Annotated in this window: 18 protein-coding genes; 4 read left to right on the top strand and 14 right to left on the bottom strand. The window is 60.5% G+C overall.

Translation table 11 applies throughout. The features are described from left to right. Positions 1-9: 9 nt before the first annotated feature. The 12 genes from hslO to AADW57_RS06420 form a co-directional block, all read right to left on the bottom strand. Positions 10-921 carry an Hsp33 family molecular chaperone HslO gene (hslO, locus tag AADW57_RS06365; RefSeq protein WP_341669208.1) on the bottom strand — a complete coding sequence of 304 codons (912 nt, stop codon included), beginning with the start codon at positions 919-921 and terminating at the stop codon, positions 10-12. Between the two features lie 46 nt (positions 922-967). After that, entirely contained in the window at positions 968-1486 is a 519-nt protein-coding gene (locus AADW57_RS06370) for an RDD family protein (RefSeq protein ID WP_341669209.1), read from the bottom strand. A 155-nt stretch (positions 1487-1641) separates the two neighbouring features. Then, positions 1642-1794, bottom strand: a complete 153-nt coding sequence (locus AADW57_RS06375; protein ID WP_341669210.1) for a hypothetical protein — start codon at positions 1792-1794, stop codon at positions 1642-1644. 99 nt (positions 1795-1893) lie between these two features. After that, complete coding sequence (locus tag AADW57_RS06380) at positions 1894-3219, bottom strand: THUMP domain-containing class I SAM-dependent RNA methyltransferase (RefSeq protein WP_341669665.1); 1326 nt, start codon at positions 3217-3219, stop codon at positions 1894-1896. Positions 3220-4204: 985 nt separating this feature from the next. Then, positions 4205-4621, bottom strand: coding sequence for a CopD family protein (locus AADW57_RS06385; protein WP_341669211.1), 417 nt, complete (start codon positions 4619-4621; stop codon positions 4205-4207). Between the two features lie 3 nt (positions 4622-4624). Then, the gene (locus tag AADW57_RS06390; RefSeq protein WP_445819186.1) at positions 4625-5920 is read right to left on the bottom strand and encodes a glutamate-5-semialdehyde dehydrogenase; all 1296 of its coding nucleotides are present in this window, start codon (positions 5918-5920) and stop codon (positions 4625-4627) included. Between the two features lie 67 nt (positions 5921-5987). Next, a complete protein-coding gene (gene holA / locus AADW57_RS06395) occupies positions 5988-7049 on the bottom strand; it encodes a DNA polymerase III subunit delta (RefSeq protein WP_341669212.1) in 1062 nt (353 codons plus the stop codon). A gap of 2 nt (positions 7050-7051) precedes the next feature. Further along, positions 7052-7681 (bottom strand): LPS-assembly lipoprotein LptE, encoded by a 630-nt coding sequence (locus tag AADW57_RS06400; protein WP_341669213.1) that lies wholly within the window; start codon positions 7679-7681, stop codon positions 7052-7054. Between the two features lie 4 nt (positions 7682-7685). Then, on the bottom strand, positions 7686-10343 hold the full coding sequence (gene leuS, locus AADW57_RS06405) for a leucine--tRNA ligase (protein WP_341669214.1): 2658 nt from the start codon (positions 10341-10343) through the stop codon (positions 7686-7688). Between the two features lie 221 nt (positions 10344-10564). Continuing rightward, on the bottom strand, positions 10565-10732 hold the full coding sequence (gene rpmG, locus AADW57_RS06410) for a 50S ribosomal protein L33 (RefSeq protein WP_341669215.1): 168 nt from the start codon (positions 10730-10732) through the stop codon (positions 10565-10567). Between the two features lie 35 nt (positions 10733-10767). After that, positions 10768-11004 (bottom strand): 50S ribosomal protein L28, encoded by a 237-nt coding sequence (rpmB, locus tag AADW57_RS06415; RefSeq protein ID WP_341669216.1) that lies wholly within the window; start codon positions 11002-11004, stop codon positions 10768-10770. Positions 11005-11142: 138 nt separating this feature from the next. Then, positions 11143-12336, bottom strand: coding sequence for a Bcr/CflA family multidrug efflux MFS transporter (locus AADW57_RS06420; RefSeq protein ID WP_341669217.1), 1194 nt, complete (start codon positions 12334-12336; stop codon positions 11143-11145). 285 nt (positions 12337-12621) lie between these two features. On the opposite strand from AADW57_RS06420, the gene AADW57_RS06425 reads away from it, so the two are divergent. From AADW57_RS06425 to AADW57_RS06440, 4 genes are all read left to right on the top strand, one after another. Then, complete coding sequence (locus AADW57_RS06425) at positions 12622-13878, top strand: class I SAM-dependent methyltransferase (RefSeq protein ID WP_341669218.1); 1257 nt, start codon at positions 12622-12624, stop codon at positions 13876-13878. Positions 13879-14392: 514 nt separating this feature from the next. Further along, positions 14393-15445: an ABC transporter substrate-binding protein gene (locus AADW57_RS06430; protein WP_341669219.1), complete on the top strand. Its 1053-nt coding sequence runs from the start codon at positions 14393-14395 to the stop codon at positions 15443-15445. A gap of 181 nt (positions 15446-15626) precedes the next feature. After that, positions 15627-16484 carry an ABC transporter permease gene (locus AADW57_RS06435; protein ID WP_341669220.1) on the top strand — a complete coding sequence of 286 codons (858 nt, stop codon included), beginning with the start codon at positions 15627-15629 and terminating at the stop codon, positions 16482-16484. After that, entirely contained in the window at positions 16481-17767 is a 1287-nt protein-coding gene (locus AADW57_RS06440; RefSeq protein ID WP_341669221.1) for a quaternary amine ABC transporter ATP-binding protein, read from the top strand. Before AADW57_RS06435 ends, AADW57_RS06440 begins: the two co-directional genes overlap by 4 nt. Before the next feature lie 783 nt (positions 17768-18550). On the opposite strand, the gene AADW57_RS06445 is transcribed toward AADW57_RS06440, so the two are convergent. Next, a complete protein-coding gene (locus tag AADW57_RS06445) occupies positions 18551-19963 on the bottom strand; it encodes an MATE family efflux transporter (RefSeq protein WP_341669222.1) in 1413 nt (470 codons plus the stop codon). A 9-nt stretch (positions 19964-19972) separates the two neighbouring features. Continuing rightward, positions 19973-21733, bottom strand: a complete 1761-nt coding sequence (locus AADW57_RS06450) for an ArnT family glycosyltransferase (RefSeq protein ID WP_341669223.1) — start codon at positions 21731-21733, stop codon at positions 19973-19975. Between the last annotated feature and the right edge of the window lie 96 nt (positions 21734-21829).

Raw genomic sequence — 21829 nt, forward strand, 5'->3', positions numbered from 1 at the left:
CTGTGTTGCTTAGTGCAGAGTAGTGTCGCCGGGCTGGCTGTCGCCGTTGTCCACGAACAGGGACGCGCAGTCGATGGGGTCAAACTCGTAGGGTTTACCGCAGAAGTTGCAGGAAACATGGATAGAGCTGCGTTCGCGCAGCAATTGCTCGACTTCTTCCCGGCCCAGCATGCGCAGCATATTGCTGACCCGCTGTCGGGAACAGGGGCAATGCCAGCGTACGGTTTGCGGGTCGAATGCCAACAGATCTTCTTCCCAGAACAGGCGGTGGATCAGGGTGTCGCAGTCCACTTGCAGCAGCTCTTGCGCTTGGACGGTGGCTCCCAGGGCCAGAGCGCGTTCCCAGGTTTCCAGGCTTTCGACGATGCTTTGCCCGCCTTGTGAAGGCAGGCGCTGTAAAAGCAGACCGGCACAGTGTTGGCCGTCGGCTGCCAGCCAAAGGCGGGTGTCCAACTGTTCGGAGCCGTGCATATAGGTCTGCAGAACCTCGGCGACGGTATCGCCCTCCAGGGGCACGACGCCTTGATAAGGGCGAAAGTCGGCGCTGCTCTGACGTGGTGCCAGCACGACGGTGAAACGGCCTTCACCTTGTGTGTTCAACAGGCTTTGCAAGGTGCCACTATGCGGAATGGGTTGGTTTTCGCGCAGGGAAACGGTTGCGCGTATTTCCATCTCCGAGGTGCATTCCACAACCAGCAGGGCAATGGGACCGTCGCCCTGGATCTGCAGAATCAGGGAGCCGTCGAATTTCAGGTTGCCGGCCAGCAGCACGGAGGCCGCGACCAGTTCACCCAGCAGGTTGCGGATGCAGTCCGGATAGTGCTGGTGTTCCAGACCGGTCTGCCAGGCTTGTTCCAGGTGAACAACTTGAGCGCGAGTGCTCTGGTCGGCAAACAGGTATTTTTTGAGAATGTCGGTCATGACTTTGTGGCGCTACTAAATAAGAATAATCTGCACGCCGCCGGTATCAGGCGGCAGGCGTTGCACGGCGGGCCGGGCGGGCGTCGATCAGGCGCGTCTTGGACAGGCGATCGTGCAGAAATTGCTGGTCCGTATCGAACCAGGTCCAGATGAAATTCAGAAATGGCGTGAACACGATGAGCAGATCCGTGGACGCGTAGCCGGTGTAGGTGGAGAGCTGCTTGATCAGTAGGGCACCTAGCAAGGGCAAGGGCCAGATCAGCATATAACGCAGCACGAGCATGTGCAAGGCGGGAATACGACCGTAGATGTCGACCAGACGGATGTTCCAGGTTTTCATGGGCAAAGTCTGGCCCAGGCGACGCCAACTGAGGATGAAGTACACCCCGAGCGCCAAAAACAGCACCAGTTGCCGGCCGTAACGCAGATCCAGTCCACTGCGGCTTTGAGTGAGGGTATCGAACAGGTAGCTGGCCGTGAAGATGACGCCGAACAGCAGGACGGATTCGTACATCATGCAGGCGAAGCGCCGCCAACGGCCGGGCGTGGAAAGAGATGAGGTCATGGTGCAAACGGTGGCATACAAGACTGCATTATCGCGTATATCTGGCTCTTGCGTCGATACGCTCGGGAGGGAGGGCTGACGGTGAGCGGATAATAAAAAAGCCACCGGAAACGGTGGCTTGATCGCGCCGGTGGTACCGGCAGGCCAGAGATGGATCAGGCGTTGATGCGGCGTCCTTGACCCAGCAGACGTAAGAAGAGTTTTTTAAGCGCCGCAAAAGGGCGGAGGCGATCCTGCTCGTACAGCGCCTGGGTAAGGAGCTGGCGTTCGATCGCATCGGTCAGATGCAAGTCGTTGCGGTAGTTCATAGTGCCGTCCAATGAATGGTAAGGGTTAACCCTTATTTTAGGATTAACCCCGACCTTTAGCAATTGGCTGGCCCGAGGGCCGTGGCGGATGTCGCGCGATTACGACTGCGGTCCGGTTTGCGTCGCGTCCTCGTCCTGGCGGTAGCTGGATTCCACCATGTCAAAGCAGAACAGGCGGCAGTCCAGCGAGCCATTGAACAGCGGGTAGCGACGTTTGGGTTTCAGGCGCATGTGGCGTGGCAGTTCCAGATCGCTGCTGATCATATTGACACTCCAACCGGCGAAGTTCTGTTTCAGATTGGTGGCCCAATCACGCCAGAAGTCATCATTTTGATGGTCCAGGCGTTCGCCGTAAGGCGGGTTGGTGACGATCCAGCCCGGCTCGGTAGAAGGCCGTATGTTCAGGGCATTGCCTTGCTCGAAGCGGATTGTGTCCCGAGTCAGATGGGAGCGATCCAGGTTGGAGCGTGCCGCTTCTAGAACGGCCGGGTTCAGGTCGTACCCTATCAACGGGGTGTCCAGGCTGGGCGCGATGCGTGAACGGGCTTCGTCCTTGATGTCGCGCCATAGACGGAAATCGTGGCAGCGCAGGCGCTCGAAGTTGAAGGGCCGCCAGATGCCGGGAGGGGCTCCCAGCGCCATCCAAGCTGCTTCGATCAGAATCGTGCCGCTACCGCAGAAGGGGTCGAGCAAGGGCTTGGTGGGGTCCCAGCCGGACAGCGCTAGCAGGCCAGCGGCCAGATTCTCGCGCAGTGGGGCATCGCCCTTGTCGTGGCGCCAACCGCGTTTGAACAGCGATTCGCCGCTGGTGTCCAGGTAGAAGGTTGCTGTGGTTTCGTCCAGGAACAGATGTACGCGGGCATCGGGCCGCACGGTGTCGATGGAAGGACGTGCGCCTTCCAGTTCTCGTAGCCGGTCGCAGATGCCGTCTTTGGCGCGCAGATTGCAATATTGCAGACTCTGCATGGGGCTGCGCACGGCAGACGTATCTACGCGCAAGGTCTGTTCGGGGCCGAACCACCGCTCCCAGGGCGTGACCCGGGCCAGAGCCAGGATGTCGTCCTCGGTGCTGACCGGAGCGTGGGACAATTCCAGCAGAATGCGGGTAGCCAGGCGGGAGGACAGATTGGCGCGCATGACACCGATCCAGTCGGCCACGAAGTGGCAACCGGCACGGCCAGCTTGCACGTGCTCGTAACCCAGGGCCTGCAGTTCGTGCAGCAACGCTTCTTCCAAACCCTGCGGGCAGGGGGCGAACAGACGGTACTGCTCGGACTGGCTGGCCTTGATCTGGACGCGTTCGTTCTGTTCGATGTCCGGATTTTGTAGGCGTTGGCCAGGGCGAGGTGCCTGCGGGCTGTCTACCTTTTTAATGGGTGAGTCGTAGCTGGGAAACGCATCGCCGTTTTGAGCGGGGCTGAACAAGCTGCTGCTGCGCTTAGCTGGTTCGCGCTTTTCGCCCGAGTGTGGTCGGCGATCCTGGTCGCGGTTGAAGGCGGGACGTTCGCGGCGTTCGCCGGAGAATTCGCGCTTTTCGCCCGAGTGCGGTCGGCGATCCTGGTCGCGGTTGAAGGCAGGTCGTTCGCGGCGTTCGCCGGAGAACTCGCGCTTCTCGCCGGAGTAGGGGCGTCGTTCCTGGTCGCGGTTGAAGGCAGGTCGTTCACGGCGTTCGCCGGAGAACTCGCGCTTCTCGCCCGAGTGCGGTCGGCGATCCTGGTCACGGTTGAAGGCAGGTCGTTCGCGGCGTTCGCCAGAGAACTCGCGCTTCTCGCCGGAGTAGGGGCGTCGTTCCTGGTCGCGGTTGAAGGCAGGTCGTTCGCGGCGTTCGCCGGAGAATTCGCGCTTCTCGCCCGAGTGGGGGCGGCGATCCTGGTCGCGGTTGAAAGCAGGTCGTTCGCGGCGTTCGCCGGAGAACTCGCGCTTCTCGCCGGAGTAGGGGCGTCGTTCCTGGTCGCGGTTGAAGGCGGGACGTTCACGGCGTTCGCCGGAGAACTCGCGCTTCTCGCCGGAGTAGGGGCGTCGTTCCTGGTCGCGGTTGAAGGCAGGTCGTTCGCGGCGTTCGCCGGAGAATTCGCGCTTCTCGCCCGAGTGGGGGCGGCGATCCTGGTCGCGGTTGAAAGCAGGTCGTTCGCGGCGTTCGCCGGAGAACTCGCGCTTCTCGCCCGAGTGTGGTCGGCGATCCTGGTCGCGATTGAAGGCAGGTCGTTCACGGCGTTCGCCGGAGAACTCGCGCTTCTCGCCGGCGTAGGGGCGGGCCTCTCGCTTGGGCGCGCCGGGCTGACGTTCTTGCTGGCTGACGGCGCGGGCACGCGAACCGGAGCGCACGCGCGGTTCCTTGCTGGTTTTCTTTTTGGTGCCTGGGGTCAGGCTAAGTGTCTTGCGTTCGGGTTGGTCTGACATGAAGAGTGCATTAAAAGGGTTTTACAACCACCAGGATGAGGACCAGCAGCAGAACGATGACCGGAAATTCATTGAACCAGCGGAAGAAGATGTGTGAGCGCGTGTTGACGCCTTGCTGAAACTGCCGCAGGAAGCGGCCACACACACCATGGAAAGCAAACAGCGACAGGACTAAAGCCAGCTTGGCATGCATCCAGCCTTGTCCTTTGCCTATGCCGTAGTACAGAAACAGCCCCAGGCCTGTGAGCAGCGTCAGGATGGCCAGGGGTGCCATGAAGCGATAGAGCCGCCGGGCCATGCCCAGCAGCGTATCGCGGGTTGCGGTGTCGTGGTCCTGTGCCAGATTGACGTAGATGCGAGGCAGGTAGAACAGCCCTGCAAACCAGGAGGTGACAACCAGAATGTGAAATGCTTTGAGCCAGAGCATGATTTATCCGCGCATTTGGCCGTTGCCGTGCAGAACCCATTTATAGGTCGTGAGCCCTTCCAGGCCGACTGGGCCGCGGGCATGCAGGCGATTGGTAGAAATGCCGATTTCGGCACCCAGGCCATACTCGAAACCATCGGCAAAACAGGTGGGCAGATTGACCATGACCGAGCTGGAGTCGACTTCGCGCTGAAAGCGTTCGGCCAGGCTCAGGTTTTCTGTAATGATGGCTTCGGTATGCTCGGAGCTGTATTGGGCGATGTGGTCCATGGCCTGATCGATCGAGTCTACAATGCGCACAGCCAGAATGGGCGCGGCGAATTCGGTTTCCCAATCGGACTCGGTGGCGGGGAGCACATCGGCGACCAAGGCGCGAGTCTGTTCGCAGCCGCGCAGTTCCACGCCTTTTTCTTGTAGTTGGCGGGCGGCTCCAGGCAGGAAGGCAGGCGCAATATTGCGATGCACCAGCAAGGTTTCCATGGTGCCGCAAATGCCGTAGCGGTAAGTCTTGGCATTAAATACGATGCGGGCGGCCTTTTCCAGGTCGGCGAATTCATCGACATAGACGTGGCAGTTGCCGTCCAGATGTTTGATCAGGGGCACGGTGGCTTCGGCGCTAAGGCGCTGGATCAGGCTTTTGCCGCCGCGCGGGACGATGACATCCACAAAATCGGTCATGGTGACCAGCAGGCCGACGGCGTCGCGATCCGTCGTGGGCACGACTTGTACGGCATCTTTGGGCAGGCCGGCGCGCTCCAGGCTTTCGGCAATGATGCGTGCCAGCGCCTGGTTGGAGTGAAATGCTTCGCTGCCACCGCGCAGGATGGTGGCATTGCCTGATTTCAGGCACAGGGCCGCGGCATCGATGGTGACGTTGGGACGTGATTCGTAGATGATGCCGATGACGCCCAGCGGCACGCGCATTTGGGCCACGCGCATGCCGTTGGGGCGGGTGCGCGAGGCGCTGAGCTCGCCGACTGGATCGTCCATGTCGGCAATCTGACGCAGTCCGGTAGTCATGATGTTCAGGGCCTTGTCGGACAGGGCCAGGCGTTCGATCATGGCGGGAGCGATCTGACGTTCGCGCGCAGCTTGCAGATCCAGCTCGTTGGCTGCCTGTAATTGCACTTTCTGTTCAATCAGGGCATCGGCCATGTAGCGCAAGGCGTCGGCCTTGGCTTTGCCGCTGGCAGCACGCATACGGCGCGCCGCCGCTTGGGCGCGTGCGCCCAGGTCGCGCATTAAAGAGGGCAAGTCGCTGGTTTGCTGAGTGGCGCTGGATAGGGTGATGTCGTTCATAGCCGTGGACTCTCCGGTTCAAGAGAGCATTATCGCAACAATTAAAGGATTCGGGGTCTAGTGAAGCTTATGCGCGAGCCGCGCGTGTCGCAACGGCGATACGCAGGGTCAGGCGGCGCATTTCTTCCCAGGGGTCGTTTTGCCGGCCAGCCGGGCGCAGACCCTTGATCAGCCGGTCTATGTCGTGGGCATGCAGCACGGCTGCCGGCCAGGCATTGTCCGGAATACGGTCCAGGGTCTGGCGGACCAGTTTTTCGCGTGGGCCGAAGATGCGATTCTGGCGAAACAGCATGGCAATGTCCTGGCCTTGCTGACGAGCCCGGGCCAGCCGTGCCAGTGTACGCACTTCGTCGCCGACCGCCCAGAGCACCAGGGGCAGCGCTTCGCCTTCGGCCTGCAGCCCGTCCAATATGGTCAAGGCACGTTGGCTTTGGCCGGACAGCATGGCATCGCGCAGATCGAACACGCTGTAGCGCGCCACGTTCAGGACCGCGTTTTCCAGTTCCTGTTGGCTGAGTGCGCCGGGGGGGTAGATCAGGGCCAGCTTCTGGATTTCCTGAAAAGCGGCCAGGAGATTGCCTTCGACCTTGTCGGCCATCCATTCCAGGCTGTCGCGCTCCAGGCTTTGTTCCTGGCGTCGCAGCCGCTGGGCAATCCAGCCGGGCAAAGCTGCCCGGCCCACTGCTTGAATATCCACCCAGCAGGCAGCCTGTTCCAGGGCCTGGCACCATTTGGCATTGCGCGTGGCTTTATCCAGGCGTGGCAACTGGATCAGAATGGCCGTGCCGTCCATCTGGCCGCTGGCAATCAGTTGGCATAGGCGTTGCAAGGCATCGGCACCGGGTTTGCCGGGCTTGCCGCTGGGGATGCTGAGGTCCACCAGTTTGCGGTCGCCGAACAACGATATGTTCTGGGCGGCGGCAAACAGCGGCGACCAGTCGGCGCGGGCATCGAAGGTAAAGCTGCTGCGCTCGGTAAAACCGTCTTGGCGCGCACGGGTGCGCACGGCGTCGGCGGCTTCCACCTGCAACAGAGGTTCGTCGCCGCACAGCACGTATAGGGGCTGGAAGGCCGCAGACGGCGTTCCCAGCTCCCGCAACAAGGTGTCGTGATCGGCTTTACGGCCCATGATCAGAGTCTGGATTCGGAAGAGGGCAGGAGTTCGCTTTCTTCGAGCGGCGGCAGATCGGGCTGGCTGGCAGCGTAGCGGAATGCGCTTTCTACGTCGGGCGAACTGAGGCGACGTACGATGCGGTTGATGAGCGACTGTTCCATGTCTCGGAAGATCATGGTGATTTCGCTGTCTTTGGCCTGTACGGCTTCGGCATCGTAAGGGACTTCTCGGATGGCGCTGAGTGTGGTGGGGGGCAGAATGACGTGCCCCTTGGCATCGTTCAGTTGAAAGACGAAGTTAAGCTGCAGCTCGTATTCTTCCACCTGGCCTTTGGCGTTGATGGAGATTTCTCGCTGGCTACGGGTGTTGCTCAGTTCCAGCAGCACGGCTTCGGCATCCTGTTGGCGGGTGACAAAGCGAGTATTGGGCGAGCTGGCCATCAGGTTGCGGCGCAGATTGGCGCCGAAAGCCGTGTTGTCGGAGATGTTGGTGTAGACCGTATTGAATGGCAGCGGTGCCACCCCTTTGAGATGAAAACCGCAAGCCGTCAGGAACAGGCCGAGCAGGATAAGTGCGCCCGCCAGCCTCCAGTGCCGTGGATGGAACGCGGACAGGTGGGCAGGCAGGAGGAGGCGGGCAGTATGCATGGGTTTATCCTACGACGTTCACGAGTTTGCCAGGTACGACGATGATGCGCTTGGCGGGGCGGCCTTCCAGATACTTGGTGACGGCTTCGTGTCCGGCCGCAGCCTGTTCGATGGCGGCCTTGTCCGAACCGTGCGGGACCACGACCGAGCCGCGCAGCTTGCCGTTCACTTGCAGCATCAGTTCGATTTCGTCGGCGATCAGGGCTTGCTCGTCGACGGCAGGCCATTGGGCGTCCAGCAAGTCGCCCAGCACATCCGCCCAGCCCAGTTCACGCCACAATTGCCAGGTGATGTGCGGGACCACAGGATACAGGACCCGCAGCAAAATGGACGTGGTTTCGGCCAGGGCGCGTTGGGCCGCCGGCGTGTCTGCCCACTGGGTCTGCTCCAGGGTGTTGAGCATTTTCATGCAGGCCGATACAACTGTGTTGTACTGGATGCGTTCGTAGTCGTAGTTGGCCTGCTTGAGCAATGCGTGGATTTCCAGGCGGGCACGTTTGGACGCGGCATCCAGATCGCTCCAGTCGGTGGGCTGGGCGCTGCCGGCGCGCAGGGCATCGGCGTGGTTATGGCAGAACGACCATAAGCGGCGCAGGAAGCGGTTGGCACCATCCACTCCGGAGTCGGACCATTCCAGTGTTTGTTCCGGTGGACTGGCGAACATGATGAACAGGCGGGCCGTATCTGCGCCCAGGGTGTCGATCAGTGATTGCGGGTCCACGCCGTTGTTCTTGGACTTGGACATGGTGCCGATGCCGTTGTATTGCACGGGCTGGCCATCGCTTTTCAGGCGTGCACCGACAATGGCTCCTTTTTCGTCGTAGATGTTTTCGACGGTTTCAGGCCAGAAGTATTCGATGCCGCCCTGAGGCGTGCGGCGGGTATAGCTATGGTTGAGCACCATGCCCTGACACAGCAGGCGGGTAAAGGGCTCGTCGATCTTGACCAGACCCATGTCGCGCATGACTTTGGTCCAGAAGCGGGCATACAGCAGGTGCAGCACGGCGTGTTCGATACCGCCAATGTACTGATCCATGGGCATCCAGTAATCGGTGCGAGGATCGGTCATGGCCGTGTTCAGATCCGGCGTGGTGTAGCGCAGGAAGTACCAGGACGAATCCACAAAGGTGTCCATGGTGTCGGTTTCGCGACGAGCCGGTTTGCCGCAGGAAGGGCAGGTGCATTTCAGGAAGGCATCGTGCTTGTTCAGCGGGTTGCCGCTGCCATCGGGAATCAGCTCTTCGGGCAGGACAACGGGCAGGTCTTTTTCGGGGACGGGAACCGGGCCGCAATCGTCGCAGTGGATGATGGGGATGGGGGTACCCCAGTAGCGTTGGCGGGAAATGCCCCAATCGCGCAGACGGAAGGTGGTCTGCTTTTCGCCCAGTTCAAGGGCGTTAAGGTCGGCGGCGATCGCATCCACAGCCGCCACGTGGGCCAGGCCGTCGTACTTGCCGGAGTTGATGGTTTGGCCTTGCTGTTTGTCGCCGTACCAGTCTTGCCACTGGGTGGCGTCGTAGTTTTTGCCTTCCACGCCGATGACCTGATTGATCGGCAACTGGTATTTAAGGGCAAAGGCGAAGTCGCGCTCGTCGTGGGCTGGCACACCCATGACGGCACCATCGCCGTAGCTCATCAGGACGTAGTTGCCGACCCAGACAGGAACGTCTGCGCCGGTCAGCGGGTGTTTGACGGTCAGGCCGGCAGGCACGCCTTCTTTTTCGCGGGTAGCCATGTCGGCTTCCGTGGTGCCGCCTTTTTTGCATTCTTCGATAAACGCAGCCAGCTTGGGATTGTTGCGGGCAGCCAGGGTGGCCAGTGGGTGTTCGGGAGCCACGGCGCAGAATGTGACGCCCATGATGGTGTCCACGCGGGTGGTGAACACGTAAAGGCGACCGTCCTGGATCAGTTGGCCTTGCTCGTCCCGGATATCGTGGGGGAAGGCAAAACGCACGCCCTGGCTTTTGCCGATCCAGTTTTCCTGCATCAGGCGGACACGTTCGGGCCAGCCGGGCAAACCGGTTTTAACGGTTTCCAGCAGTTCTTCGGCGTAGTCGGTGATGCGCAGGTAATAACCGGGGATTTCGCGCTTTTCGACCAGCGCGCCGGAGCGCCAGCCACGGCCTTCGATAACCTGCTCGTTGGCCAGCACAGTCTGGTCTACCGGGTCCCAGTTGACGGTCTGGGTCTTGCGGTAGGCAATGCCTTTTTCCAGCATCTTCAGGAACAGCCACTGGTTCCATTTATAGTAGTCGGGGTCGCAGGCGCACATTTCGCGCGACCAGTCGATTGCCAGACCCATCGCCTGCATCTGTTTTTTCATGTAGGCGATGTTGTCGTAGGTCCACTTGGCGGGCGGAACCTGGGACTTGATGGCCGCATTTTCGGCGGGCATGCCAAAGGCATCCCAGCCCATGGGCATCAGGACATTGAACCCGCGCATGCGCAGCTGGCGCGCCATCATGTCGTTGATGGTGTAGTTGCGCACGTGCCCCATGTGCAGCTTGCCGCTGGGATAGGGCAGCATGGAGCATGCGTAGAACTTGGGCTTGAGCGTGCCGTCGGGCGTGGTGGCGTTTTCGATGGCGCGATAGGCGTCGCGATCGGACCAGTTCTGCTGCGCGAGTTGTTCAACCTCGCGGGGGTTATAGCGTTCCTGCATGAGTGGCAATACCGTTTAGACAAGATGAATGGAGTATCCGCCATTATACGGGGCAAACATCAATATGACCCGGACGGGACAGCAGGCAAGGCTAGACATTCTGAGCCAGATGCATGCTTGCCGGGCGGGGCATGGACGGATGTGGCGGACGAGGGCGAAAAAAAACCCTGCCTGGCAGGGTTTTTTGACTGAAACCAGGCCTGTCTTGACAGGCGGGCTGCTTAACGCAGCTTGGTTTCTTTGTATTCGACGTGCTTGCGGGCAACGGGATCGAACTTCTTGATGACCATTTTTTCAGGCGTGTTGCGCTTGTTTTTGGTGGTGGTGTAGAAGTGACCGGTGCCTGCGGACGATTCGAGTTTGATTTTCTCGCGTATACCTTTAGCCATGTTGAGCTCCTGGTGAGATGTTGGTGAAGCGCGGCTTAGACGTTTTCGCCGCGGGAGCGCATTTCGGCCAGAACGGAGTCGATGCCGTTCTTGTCGATGGTGCGGATGGCGTTAGCGGATACGCGCAGGCGCACCCAGCGGTTTTCGCTCTCGACCCAGAAGCGGCGGGACTGCAGGTTTGGCAGGAAGCGACGCTTGGTCTTATTGTTGGCGTGCGAAACATTGTTGCCCGACATTGGGCCTTTTCCGGTCACTTGGCATACGCGTGCCATGGTCATACCCCTTGAGAACTAAATCAGCCTCCGCTCAAGAAAAAAGCTGTGGGCGATTGTAAAGTTAGGATCGTGTTAACCCCGACATGGGGCGTAAAGAGGGTTATTCTAATATGGAAAAATCGGTTAGATCAAGTATTACCGCGTATTTGCGCGGGCGTTGCGGCCAAACAGCCACGATAAAACCGCACAGGCAGCCAGTACGGAGGTCAGCGGCAGAGCGCTGACCTGTGCCCAGGCGCTGACTGCCAGTCCGGCCAATGAACCGCACAGCATTTGCATGGCACCCATCAGGGCCGAAGCCGTTCCAAGGCGCTGTCCTTGTTGCGATAGCGCCAAGGCGGCCGAGTTCGGATTGACCAAGCCCTGACAGGCCATGAAACCGATCAGTATGGCCATGAGCATGGGTAAGGACATCAGGTCGAAGGCAGCCAGGGCGGCACCGGAGACGGTAATCAGCGCTTGCAGATTTTGCGCGGTGCGCAGCAACGTGCCGGGGCTGTATGTGTTCAGCAGGCGCGCCCCGATCTGTGAAAACAGGATCAGCGCGGCGGCATTGGCTCCGAAGTAAAAGCCGAAATGACGGGGCTCGACATGAAACAGTTCGATGAATACTCGGGGCGAACCCGAGATATAGGCGAACATGCCGGCCGAGCTCAGGCCTCCTGCCAGCGAATAGAACATGAACTCCCGATGACGCAGCAGGCCGGCATAGTTGCGCGCAATAATGCCTGGATGCAGCGGCACGACGCGATCGGCCGACAGGGATTCGCGCATGGTGAAGATGGTAAACAAGCCCAGCAGTACACCAGAGCCGGCCATGAAGTAGAAAATGCCGCGCCAGTCGCTGAACAGCAGAATCTGCCCGCCTATCAGGGGGGCCAGAATGGGCATGACACCCATGATCAGTATAAGCAGCGACAGGGCTTTGGCAGCTTCGCGCGTCTCGAAGCGGTCACGGATGACGGCGCGAGGAATGGCCATGCCGGCTGCGCCGCCGAAGGCCTGCACGATGCGCCACAAGGTCAGATCCTGGATGTTGTCGGCCTGGGCGCAGAACAGCGAGGCCACTATAAAAATGGCCAGGCCCAACAGCAAGGGTGGCTTGCGCCCGAATCGGTCGGCCATGGGGCCATAGAACAGTTGCGCCAGTCCTACGCCCAGCAGGTAGCCGGCCAGCGTGCGCTCGACCATCGCGGGCGAGGTGACCAGTCCCTGAGCGATTGCCGGGAAGGCGGGCAGATACATGTCGATGGCCAGCGGGCCAAGAGCGGTGAGCAGACCCAGCAGGATCAGCCAGCGCGGGAAGGAGAAAGTGGTGTTGCGTGTCATCCGGCTTCTTGTTGTGGCGGGCCTGATCCGGCCGTCTGGCCGGGTCTTGGCCCCTGTGCGCCGTTTTCGGTGATAAATTGTTTGCACGGCGAGAGAGTCGAGTTTAGCACGCAGTAAGGGCGCTCCATAGACTGTTGTTTTAGGTTTGAACTAATAAAATGACCTCTGTGGATGCACCACCCATGCCGGTCGCGTTCCTGTTGGGCGTGCCGGCGGCTTACGGGCGATGCGCCCAGGTACAGGGGCGTCGCCATCTTTGTTTGTTCTACATACAGGGAGGCGGAGTTGAGTTCTATTTCATCAGCAGTAGAGGCCAAGCTGGCGCAGTTGAGCACACCGGTCAGATTGACCTTGCCAGGAGGCGGGCAAGTGGGGCCGGCCAATGCCCAGATGCATTTGATCATCAAGGACAATATCACTCTGGCGCAGTTGGTTGCGGGGCAGTCCGGGCAGTTGGGCGAGGCCTATGTGGAAGGGCGCATGGATTTCGAGGGCTCCATGCGCGACCTGATGCGATTGGCCGCCGAGATCTTACCGGGCTCGCCTGTGGATGCTGCGCAGGCCGGATGGCTGACTGCCATCATCAAGCGCCTGACGTCCGTCTGGCGTCATTCCCTGGAACGCGACGCCAGGCAGATCCAGTTTCATTATGATTTGTCCGATGATTTTTATGCGTTGTGGCTGGACCCGAGGCGGGTCTATTCTTGCGCGTATTATCGTGAGCCGGGCATGGCCTTGGCTCAGGCCCAGGAAGCCAAGCTGGACCATATTTGCCGTAAGTTGCGCCTGCAGCCTGGCGAACGCTTTCTGGACGTAGGGGCCGGCTGGGGCGGGTTGCTGTTGTGGGCAGCCGAGCAGTACGGCGCGGATGTCACCGGCATTACCTTGTCCCGTAATCAACATGCTTATGTCAGTGGCCTGATCGAGAAGAAGGGTTTGGCAGGGCGGGCGCGCATGATGTTGTTGGACTACCGGGAACTGGATGAAATCAGGCCGTATGACAAGCTGGCGTCGGTGGGCATGTTCGAGCATGTAGGCCGGGCGCAGCTTAGCGCGTATTTCGACAAGCTGCGGCGTCTGGTCAAGCCGGGCGGGCTGATTCTGAACCATGGCATTACAGCCGGTGGGGTGGATAACAGCCAGTTGGGCGCGGGCATGGGCGACTTCATCGAAAAGTACATCTTTCCCGGCGGTGAACTGACGCATATCAGTCATGTGATGCGTCATCTGGCCGAAGGCGGGCTGGAAGGGCTGGATGTGGAGAACCTGCGCCCGCATTACGCCAGGACGTTGTGGGCCTGGAGCGATGCCCTTGAAAAGCAATTGGATCAGGCGGGTGCCGCTTTGGCGAGCGAGCAGGGTCAGAAGTCCTTGCGTGCGTACCGGGTGTATCTGGCTGGTTGCGCCATGGGCTTTGAGCACGGCTGGATCGCTTTGCACCAGGTGTTGGCGCACCCGCAAGGGGGTGGGCGCGCTGACGAGCTCGATTATCCTGCCGATCTGGCTTATCCGTGGCGGCGGGATTATATGTACCGGGCTTGAGTGAAGTCGGGCGGGGCAATGCCCTGTTGTTCTGCCCGATTTATCCTGTCAATCAGCTTTGATGCAAATTATTACAAAATAAAGCGTTGGATTAGTTCTAAACCGCATGAGCAAAGGCTTTTGTTGTGTTTTTGCAATTGACATATTTGCTTTTTGCTTGAATAAAAATCAGTAAAAAATTGTTTTTGATCGCAAACGCTCGTAGAATGGCCTGCGTCTTTTGATGCATCAACTTGGTGAGACCGGCTTCCTGCCGGAGTGTCACCGCAGCATTCACCGTGTTCGCACGGTGTCACCCCGCCACCGCCCGGTTTTTTATCGGCTGGGAATGGCGGCGGTCAGCATGACGGACACGATGTGTCCCCTCTGGCCGCCGTTGGTGGTTCCACGAGTGCTTTGCACTCGCTACGCAGGTATGTATTGGCGATAACCCATCGTCTTCCGCACACCCCTTTAGCCTTGGCGCCGACTGATCATGCAGGACGCGTCCACAGTAACTCAAAGGAGGAGCATCATGTCTTCATACTTCCCTCGCGCCGGTGCGCAGTCGTGCTCGCACCGATCCACTCTTTTCCGACGTTCTCTTCTGGCCAGTGTCGTGCTGGGCTTGTCGGCTGTATCGGGTCTGGCCCAGGCGGCGGGCGCGGCGGCCTGCGAGCTGGACCGCAGCGTGCGTTTCGGCGGCATGAACTGGGAATCCAATCTGGTTTTGACTGAAGTCGAGCGCTTCATTACTGATAAAGGTTTTGGCTGCAAGACAGATGTGGTTTCGGTCGAGACGCTGCCGGCCTTGGCCGCACTGGAACGTGGCGATCTGGATGTGAACAGCGAAATCTGGCTCAACAGCGTTGCCGAACCGTGGCAGAAGGCGCAGGCCAGCGGGCGCGTCAAGCGGGTGGGTGATGTCTACATGGGAGGGGAGGGCTGGTTTATCCCACGCTATACCGCCGAGCGTTTGCCCGAGCTGAAATCGGCGCAGGACTTGCCTCGCTTCAAAGACGAGTTCAAGGACCCGGAAGAGCCCGGCAAGGGGCGTTTCTATGGCTGCCCGGCCGGCTGGGGGTGCGAGGTGGTCAGCGGCAATCTGTTCAATGCCTTGAAATTGGGCGATACCTTTACGCTGTTCTCGCCAGGCACGGGGGCCACGCAAAAGGCGGCCTTGACCTCGGCCTATCAGCGTAAGGAAAACATAGTTTTCTACTACTGGTACCCCACGCCGCTGGTCGGTTCTATGGATCTGGTCAAGCTGGAGCTGCCCGACTACGACAAGACCAAACACGCTTGCCTGACCGATCCGAATTGCGCCGACCCACAGCCAAGTGCTTATCCTGACAATCCGGTCTTTACCGCCGTCAATACCGAGTTTTCGGAAAAGGCTCCGCAATTGACCGCTTTTCTGTCCAAGGTCAGTGTGCCGCTGGAGCTGATGAATCAGACCATGGCGCATATGGAAAAAACCGAAGGCGAACCCGAGGATGTCGCGCAGTGGTTCCTGAAGGAGCACGCCGATGTGTGGACCCAATGGGTGCCTGCCGAGGTGGCCGAACGCGTAAAAACCGCTCTGTAGCGCTCGTTTCTCCGATACGCCGTCTAGTCTGGACATCAGTCGTATCGCGCCCGGTGGATTGCGGTCCCCGGGCGTTCTTGCCGTATCCGTTCACGGCGCGGCCGCTGCGGCCTCTGGCCAGCAGTGGTGCTGACGGCGGGCCTGCCCCGCTTGTTCCTACGAGTTCTACGGAGTGTTTTTTATGTTTCCTGATCTGATTGATCCGCGCGCCTTGCGCCAACCCATCGACCAGTTCGTGGGTGATCTGGTCGCCAATTATTCCAGTGTGCTGCGCGCCATGACGCAGCCTTTGCTGGACATGCTGATTTTCATGGAGTCCGTGCTGCGCAGCAGCCCGTGGTGGGCCGTGGTACTGGTTGTGTTCGGCCTGGCCTGGCTGGCCAGCCGGCGTGTTGTCTTTGCCGCGGCGATGGCCTTGATGTTGTTTGCCATCGGTTTGATCGGTCTGTGGGATGCGGCCATGCAGACGCTGGCGCTGATGATCGTAGCGGTATTTTTGTCGGTGTTGATCGGCATTCCGCTGGGCTTGCTGATGGCCAGCTTCAACTGGCTGAGGCGCATTATGCTGCCGGTGCTGGATGTGATGCAGACCATGCCCAGTTTTGTGTATTTGATCCCGGTGGTGATGTTGTTCAATCTGGGCAAGATCGCCGCCCTGATTGCGACTGTTATCTACGCAATTGCGCCGGTGATACGCCTGACGGATCTGGGCATACGACTGGTGGACAGCGAAGTGCTGGAGGCATCGCGTTCGTTCGGTTCCAGTCGCTGGCAGCAATTGCGCGGCGTGCAATTGCCGCTGGCCATGCCCAATATTATGGCGGGCATCAACCAGACGACCATGATGGCCCTGGCTATGGTGGTGATCGCGTCCATGATCGGTGTGCGCGGCTTAGGTTACGAGGTACTGCAAGGCATCAACCGCTTGCAGGTGGGGCGCGGCCTGATGGCTGGATTGGGGATTGTGCTGCTGGCGATCTTGTTTGATCGCATTACTCAGGAATTCGGACGTCGATTTCAGACTCGGGAGGCGGCATGAGCAAGATCGAGGTACGCAATATTTACAAGATTTTTGGTCCTCATCCCCAGCGTTGGCTGGAACGTGCCCGGCAGGGCGTGCGCAAGGACGAGTTGCTGGCGGAAAGCGGTCATACCCTGGGCTTGCGCGATATCAGCCTGTCCATCGAGCATGGCAGCATTTATGTCATCATGGGTTTGTCGGGATCGGGCAAGTCCACTTTGATCCGTCATTTCAACCGTCTGATTGAGCCCACGGCCGGCCAGATCCTGGTGGACGATGTGGATGTGATGAGTCTGGATGCGCGGGCGTTGGCGCAGTTTCGCCAACAGAAGATCAGCATGGTTTTTCAGCGTTTCGGCCTGTTTCCGCACCGCACGGTGTTGGATAACGCCGCATATGGCCTGCAGGTGCAAAGGGTGGCGCGCGCCCAGCGCGAAGAGAAAGCCTTGTATTGGCTGGAGCAGGTGGGTCTGCAGGGGTTCGAGAAGCAGTATCCCCACCAGTTGTCGGGCGGCATGCAGCAGCGCGTAGGTCTGGCCCGTGCGCTGGCGACCGACGCCGATATTTTGTTGATGGACGAGGCTTTTTCGGCTCTGGACCCTTTGATACGGCGCGAGATGCAAGACCAATTGCTGGAGTTGCAGGCGCGCCTGAACAAGACCATTGTGTTTATTACGCATGATCTGGACGAGGCCTTGCGCCTGGGTAACCGGATTGCCATCCTCAAGGATGGGGAGCTGGTCCAGGAGGGTTCCCCCGAGGATATTTTGTTGTCGCCTGCTACCGATTATGTTCAGGCATTTTTGCAGGACGTCAATCGTGGCAAGGTGTTGAATGCCACGCATGCGGTGCGCGAATCCAGCAAAACCCTGACGCTGACTATGCGCACCCGCGCGGCCCAGGCATTGGAGCGCATGAGCGAACGTGGTGTGCGCTATGCGCCCGTTTTGGATGGCAAGCGCCTGGCAGGCGTGCTGACGCGTACGCGAGCCGAGGAGGCGGTGCGCAGCGGCGCACGGGATGTCTCCGGGTATGTGGATGAAATGGCTTCGGTCCCGGCCAGAACCGGCCTGGATGAAGTGCTTGGACATATGCTGCGCAGCAACGAACCGATGGCGGTGACAGGCGAGAATGACGAGTTCCTGGGCTTGCTGTCGCGCAGCAAGGTCGTGGATTTGGTGACGCCGCTGATCGATAATGTGGCTGCGCCAGATGCGCCAGATGCGCCAGATGCGTCAGTGCCTCAGGAAGCGGAGCCCACCGTGGCACCGGCTTCGTCAGGTGGGGCGAACGCGGCGTAATGCTGGGATGGCAGTGACTAAAAAAAGGGGGGGGATTCACTCCCTTTTTTGTGTCTATTTTGGGAAACAGCTGCTCATTAATGAGCAGAGTACGAACGCTAGAAACCGCCGTTCAAATCTAGGGCTGAGCCGCCTGGGCTGACGGCTTGCCGGTGCTGCGCACCGGTACCCTTGTCAAGCACACAGGCCGGGCGCAGCCTGAACTCCTGGGGTGTCTCGTCCACTGGACGAGACACAAGCGCCCCAGTCGAACAGCAGGCCGCTTGCCTCCCGGCCCGCGTACTTGCCGGCGGCAAGCCGTCTGATCCGCCCCCTCGCCCCAGCCCTAGACTTGAACGGCTTGCACCAGCTAGACGACGCATCGGTAGGCTTGAATAAGAGCTGCTCCGCCCATGCTTCATTCTGATGGTTGATGGGATCATTCCAACAGAGAAACGTACTGAGCCGTTCGCTGGTGTGCGGATTTCGTGCGGGCGGGTCAGAGGGCTTGCCGCAGGTGCAGGAGCGATACGGGAGGCAAGCGCCGTTTTGTTCGAGCCCGACGCGTGTTGTTCGCCTGGGGGGCGAACAACCGGGCGAGTTAACGGCGCGCCCGTATCGCTCCTGCGACCAGGGAACCGGTGCGCAGCACCGGCAAGCCGTCAGCCCGAACGAAATCCGCACACCAGCGAACGGCGGCCTCAGTTGTATTCCTTCTGTCCGACGTCAAGTCTATCGCGGGAATCTGCAAAGAACTTTTTGGCACGTCATGTCGTGGTCGGGCAGGACTTTGCCATGCGGGCATCAGGCTGGTGTCCGCCGAGCGGGACTGTACAAGCGCAGGATGCGCGCATACCACAGCACAAGCAGCAGTGCCGATGCGCCCAGTCCCAGGCTGGCCATGAGCCACAGGCTGGCGGCTCCGGTGGGGGCACCGGGTGCCAGCCATTGGATGACACCGTCCAGTGAGCCGGCTGCCGGGCCGAAGCCCAGCCACCAGCCGCCGCCCAGGCCCAGCACGCTTAGGGCTAAAAATTGCAGCAGCATGGGTACAAAGGCGACTTTATAGGCGCGCAGCAGGTAGGAGATGACGCACTGGAAGGCGTCGCAGAAGTGAAAGTAGGGCAGCAGTTGCAGCAAAAGCAAGGCCAGCAGGGCGACCTGGGGATCGTCGGTGTAGGCATGTGCCAGCGTGGGCCGCAGTACCACCAGCAGGCTGGTGATGATAAAGACACCGGCCAGTACCAGTGCCAGACCCAGCATGCCGATGTGGCGGGCGCGGTGGAACTGGCCGGCACCGATGGCCTGCGCGCTGACCGAGGCCGACGCCACGCCGACGGCCATCGGCACCATGAAGCACACGGCGGCTAGATTGGCCATGATTTGATGTGCGCCCGAGACAAAAACCCCTTCGCGAGCGACCAGCAGGGCCATGAAGCTGAAGGCGCAGATTTCGATTAGGTAAGAGCCGCCCATGGGCAGTCCCAGACGCAGCAGTTCTTTTTGGGAGCGCCAGTCGGGTAGCCCCAGGCGTAGCCGGAAAGGACGAAAGCAGGGGTCGGCGCGCAGCACCCACAGGCCGGCCAGCAGCATCAGCCAGGAAACCAGGGCGGAGGCCAGCCCCGAGCCGACGGCACCCATCGCCGGCAAGCCGGCTTTGCCGAAAATGAACAGCCAGTTGAACAGGGCTTTGAAGAGCACGCTGAGCAGATTGATCATCATGACCATCTTGGGGCGGGAGACGGCTGTGCCCAGACAGTAGATCGTACGAAATATCAGTGCGGCGGGCAGGGCCAGAATCAGGCTGCGCAAGTACAGGGTGACGCGTTCGTGTACCTGTGGGTCCAGTTTGCCTGACCAGCGCAGCCACAGATCGGGGACGGCTAAGGCGGCTGTGCCGATCAGGGTCAGCAGCAGCGCCAGCCATACTCCCTGACCCCACCATCGACCTACCTCGGCAAATTTGCGGGCTCCGTAACTTTGGGCGGTAATGGGAATCAGGGCGTGGATGACCCCCATCAAACCGATGAACACGGAAAGATAAATGGACACGCCCAAGCCCATGGCCTGCAGGTCGATGGCGCTGCTGTGGCCTACCATGACGGTGTCCAGCACCCCGAACATAATGCCCGCCCAGGAACCGACCAGCACCGGCCAGGCCTGACGCAGAATCAGGCCGGCCTGGCTTTTCCAGTTATGGTGGAACAGGGCACGCATGGTGAGCGATCAGGGGTTCTGGATGCGCAGCAGACGGAATGCCTCGTGTCGTTCCGCGCCGCGCTTGCCTTGCCAGAGCTGCTGGGCGTTGGCCGGCAGCGGCGCATTGCCGTCGCGCAGATCGCGCAGCGAGAATTGTTCGAGCACCAGAGGGCAACGGTTGTCGAAATTGATGTTGATGTCGTTGAACACCAGGAAAGAGGCGCGTTGCCCTGAACCGACGCCCCAGGAGCGCAGGCATTCGCCGGGGCGGCGGTATTCCTGCAAGGCAGCCGCCAGTTCGCCGGAGACATCGCGGTAACTGCGTATGTAGTCCAGCGAGGGCATCCAGAGGGTGACCAGCAGCAGCCAGGTGGTGATCAGACCGCCGGCCGACAGAACGGTGCCGCGTAGCAGACCCTGGGGGTGGACGGACAGGCGCCAGCGTACCAGAGCGATCCAGGCCAGTGTGCCGACCACAGCCAGGAGCAGGACCGGCCAGGATACAAATGTGTCGTAGCCTTGAGTTTGCCGGGCGATGCTGCCGGCGATCTTGCTGGGCCAGCCGGTTTGCTGGGCGATCCAACCCAGCCAGACGGTGGCGGCCGTCAGGGAAAAGCACATGATGGCAAACCAGTCCAGCGTGTTGACTACGCCGCGGCGCAGCGTGGGCAGCGAAAAGGCGGCCAGTATGGCGCAGGGCACGACCAGCAGGGCGAATTCGGGCTCGAAGGCATCGCGTACCAGCAGCAGGCTGATTGCGGGGATGACGAGGCTGATGGCCGGCACATAAATGTGCGGCGCACGCAGCCAATGCCGCCATTGCCACAAGGCCAGCACTGCCAGCGGCCAGATGGGCCACAAGAACCAGGTCAGATCACGCAGGGTATTGAGCTGTTCGGCCAGGCCGCTCCAGCCCCAGGCGGCCTGGTGCCATAGGCTCCATTGTTCGGTCCAATAGACGCTGACTCGCTTGGCTGGTATCCACCAGGCCATGATGATGGCGGTGGTCAGGGCAATGCTAAGGGCCAGCCACTGAATGTGCGAACGCAGCGGGCCACGCGGCAGAAAGCATAATGTAGTCGCTACCATGATCGGCAACGCGCCCAGCCAGCCGCGTGCCAGAAAGCAGGCTCCCAGCGACAGCCCAAGCAACACAGCGCCGGAAGCGGGGCGCTCGAACATGCGCACCAGACTGTAGAGTGCCAGCGCCTGCAAGGCGATGATGGCCGGCACTTCAGAAGTTTCGTGCATGCGCCAGATGATGCCCACGGTGGCCACGGTCAGCAGCAGCGTGGCGTCGGCAATCATGCGGCCATAGTCGGCGGGCGAGGGTTCGCCGCCAAAGGGCAGGCGCAGCGGTTGCGCTTCGGGACGCCGGGCCAGCAGATAGGCGCATTGCCAGACCGAACCGGCCAGCATGCCGAACCATAGCAGATTGGGCAGCCTGGATGCGGCGATCGTGGCGTTCAGCTCGGAGGTGAACAGCTTGAGCAAGGGGGCGAACAGGGTAATGCACAGTACCCCCAGCCAGGTTGCCAGCGGGCCGTCTTGCGCGTGCGCCAGGTTACCGACCTGTGGCAACAGCAGGGCCTGCCCGCTGGGGTCGCCCAAGGCGGTCATCATGGTGGCCAGGCCGATGACATCGTCTGTTTTCCAGGGATCGCGGAAAAACAGGCCGGCAAGAATATAGATCGTGCCCACGACGATCAGAACCAATCGGGGCAGTTTGACAGCCGCAGTGGCAGTCAGCCGGGCAGGCGTGGAGGAGGGTATGAGGCTGGTGGACACGTACGAGATGAAGCAGTCGGTGGATTCGCCCTATGTTAAATCAAAGGACGGTGCAGTGGCCGTGAAAAGCCCGGATAAAAAAAGGCAGCCGAGGCT

The sequence above is a fragment of the Alcaligenes sp. SDU_A2 genome (assembly GCF_038237375.1).
Taxonomy (GTDB): Bacteria; Pseudomonadota; Gammaproteobacteria; order Burkholderiales; family Burkholderiaceae_B; genus Alcaligenes.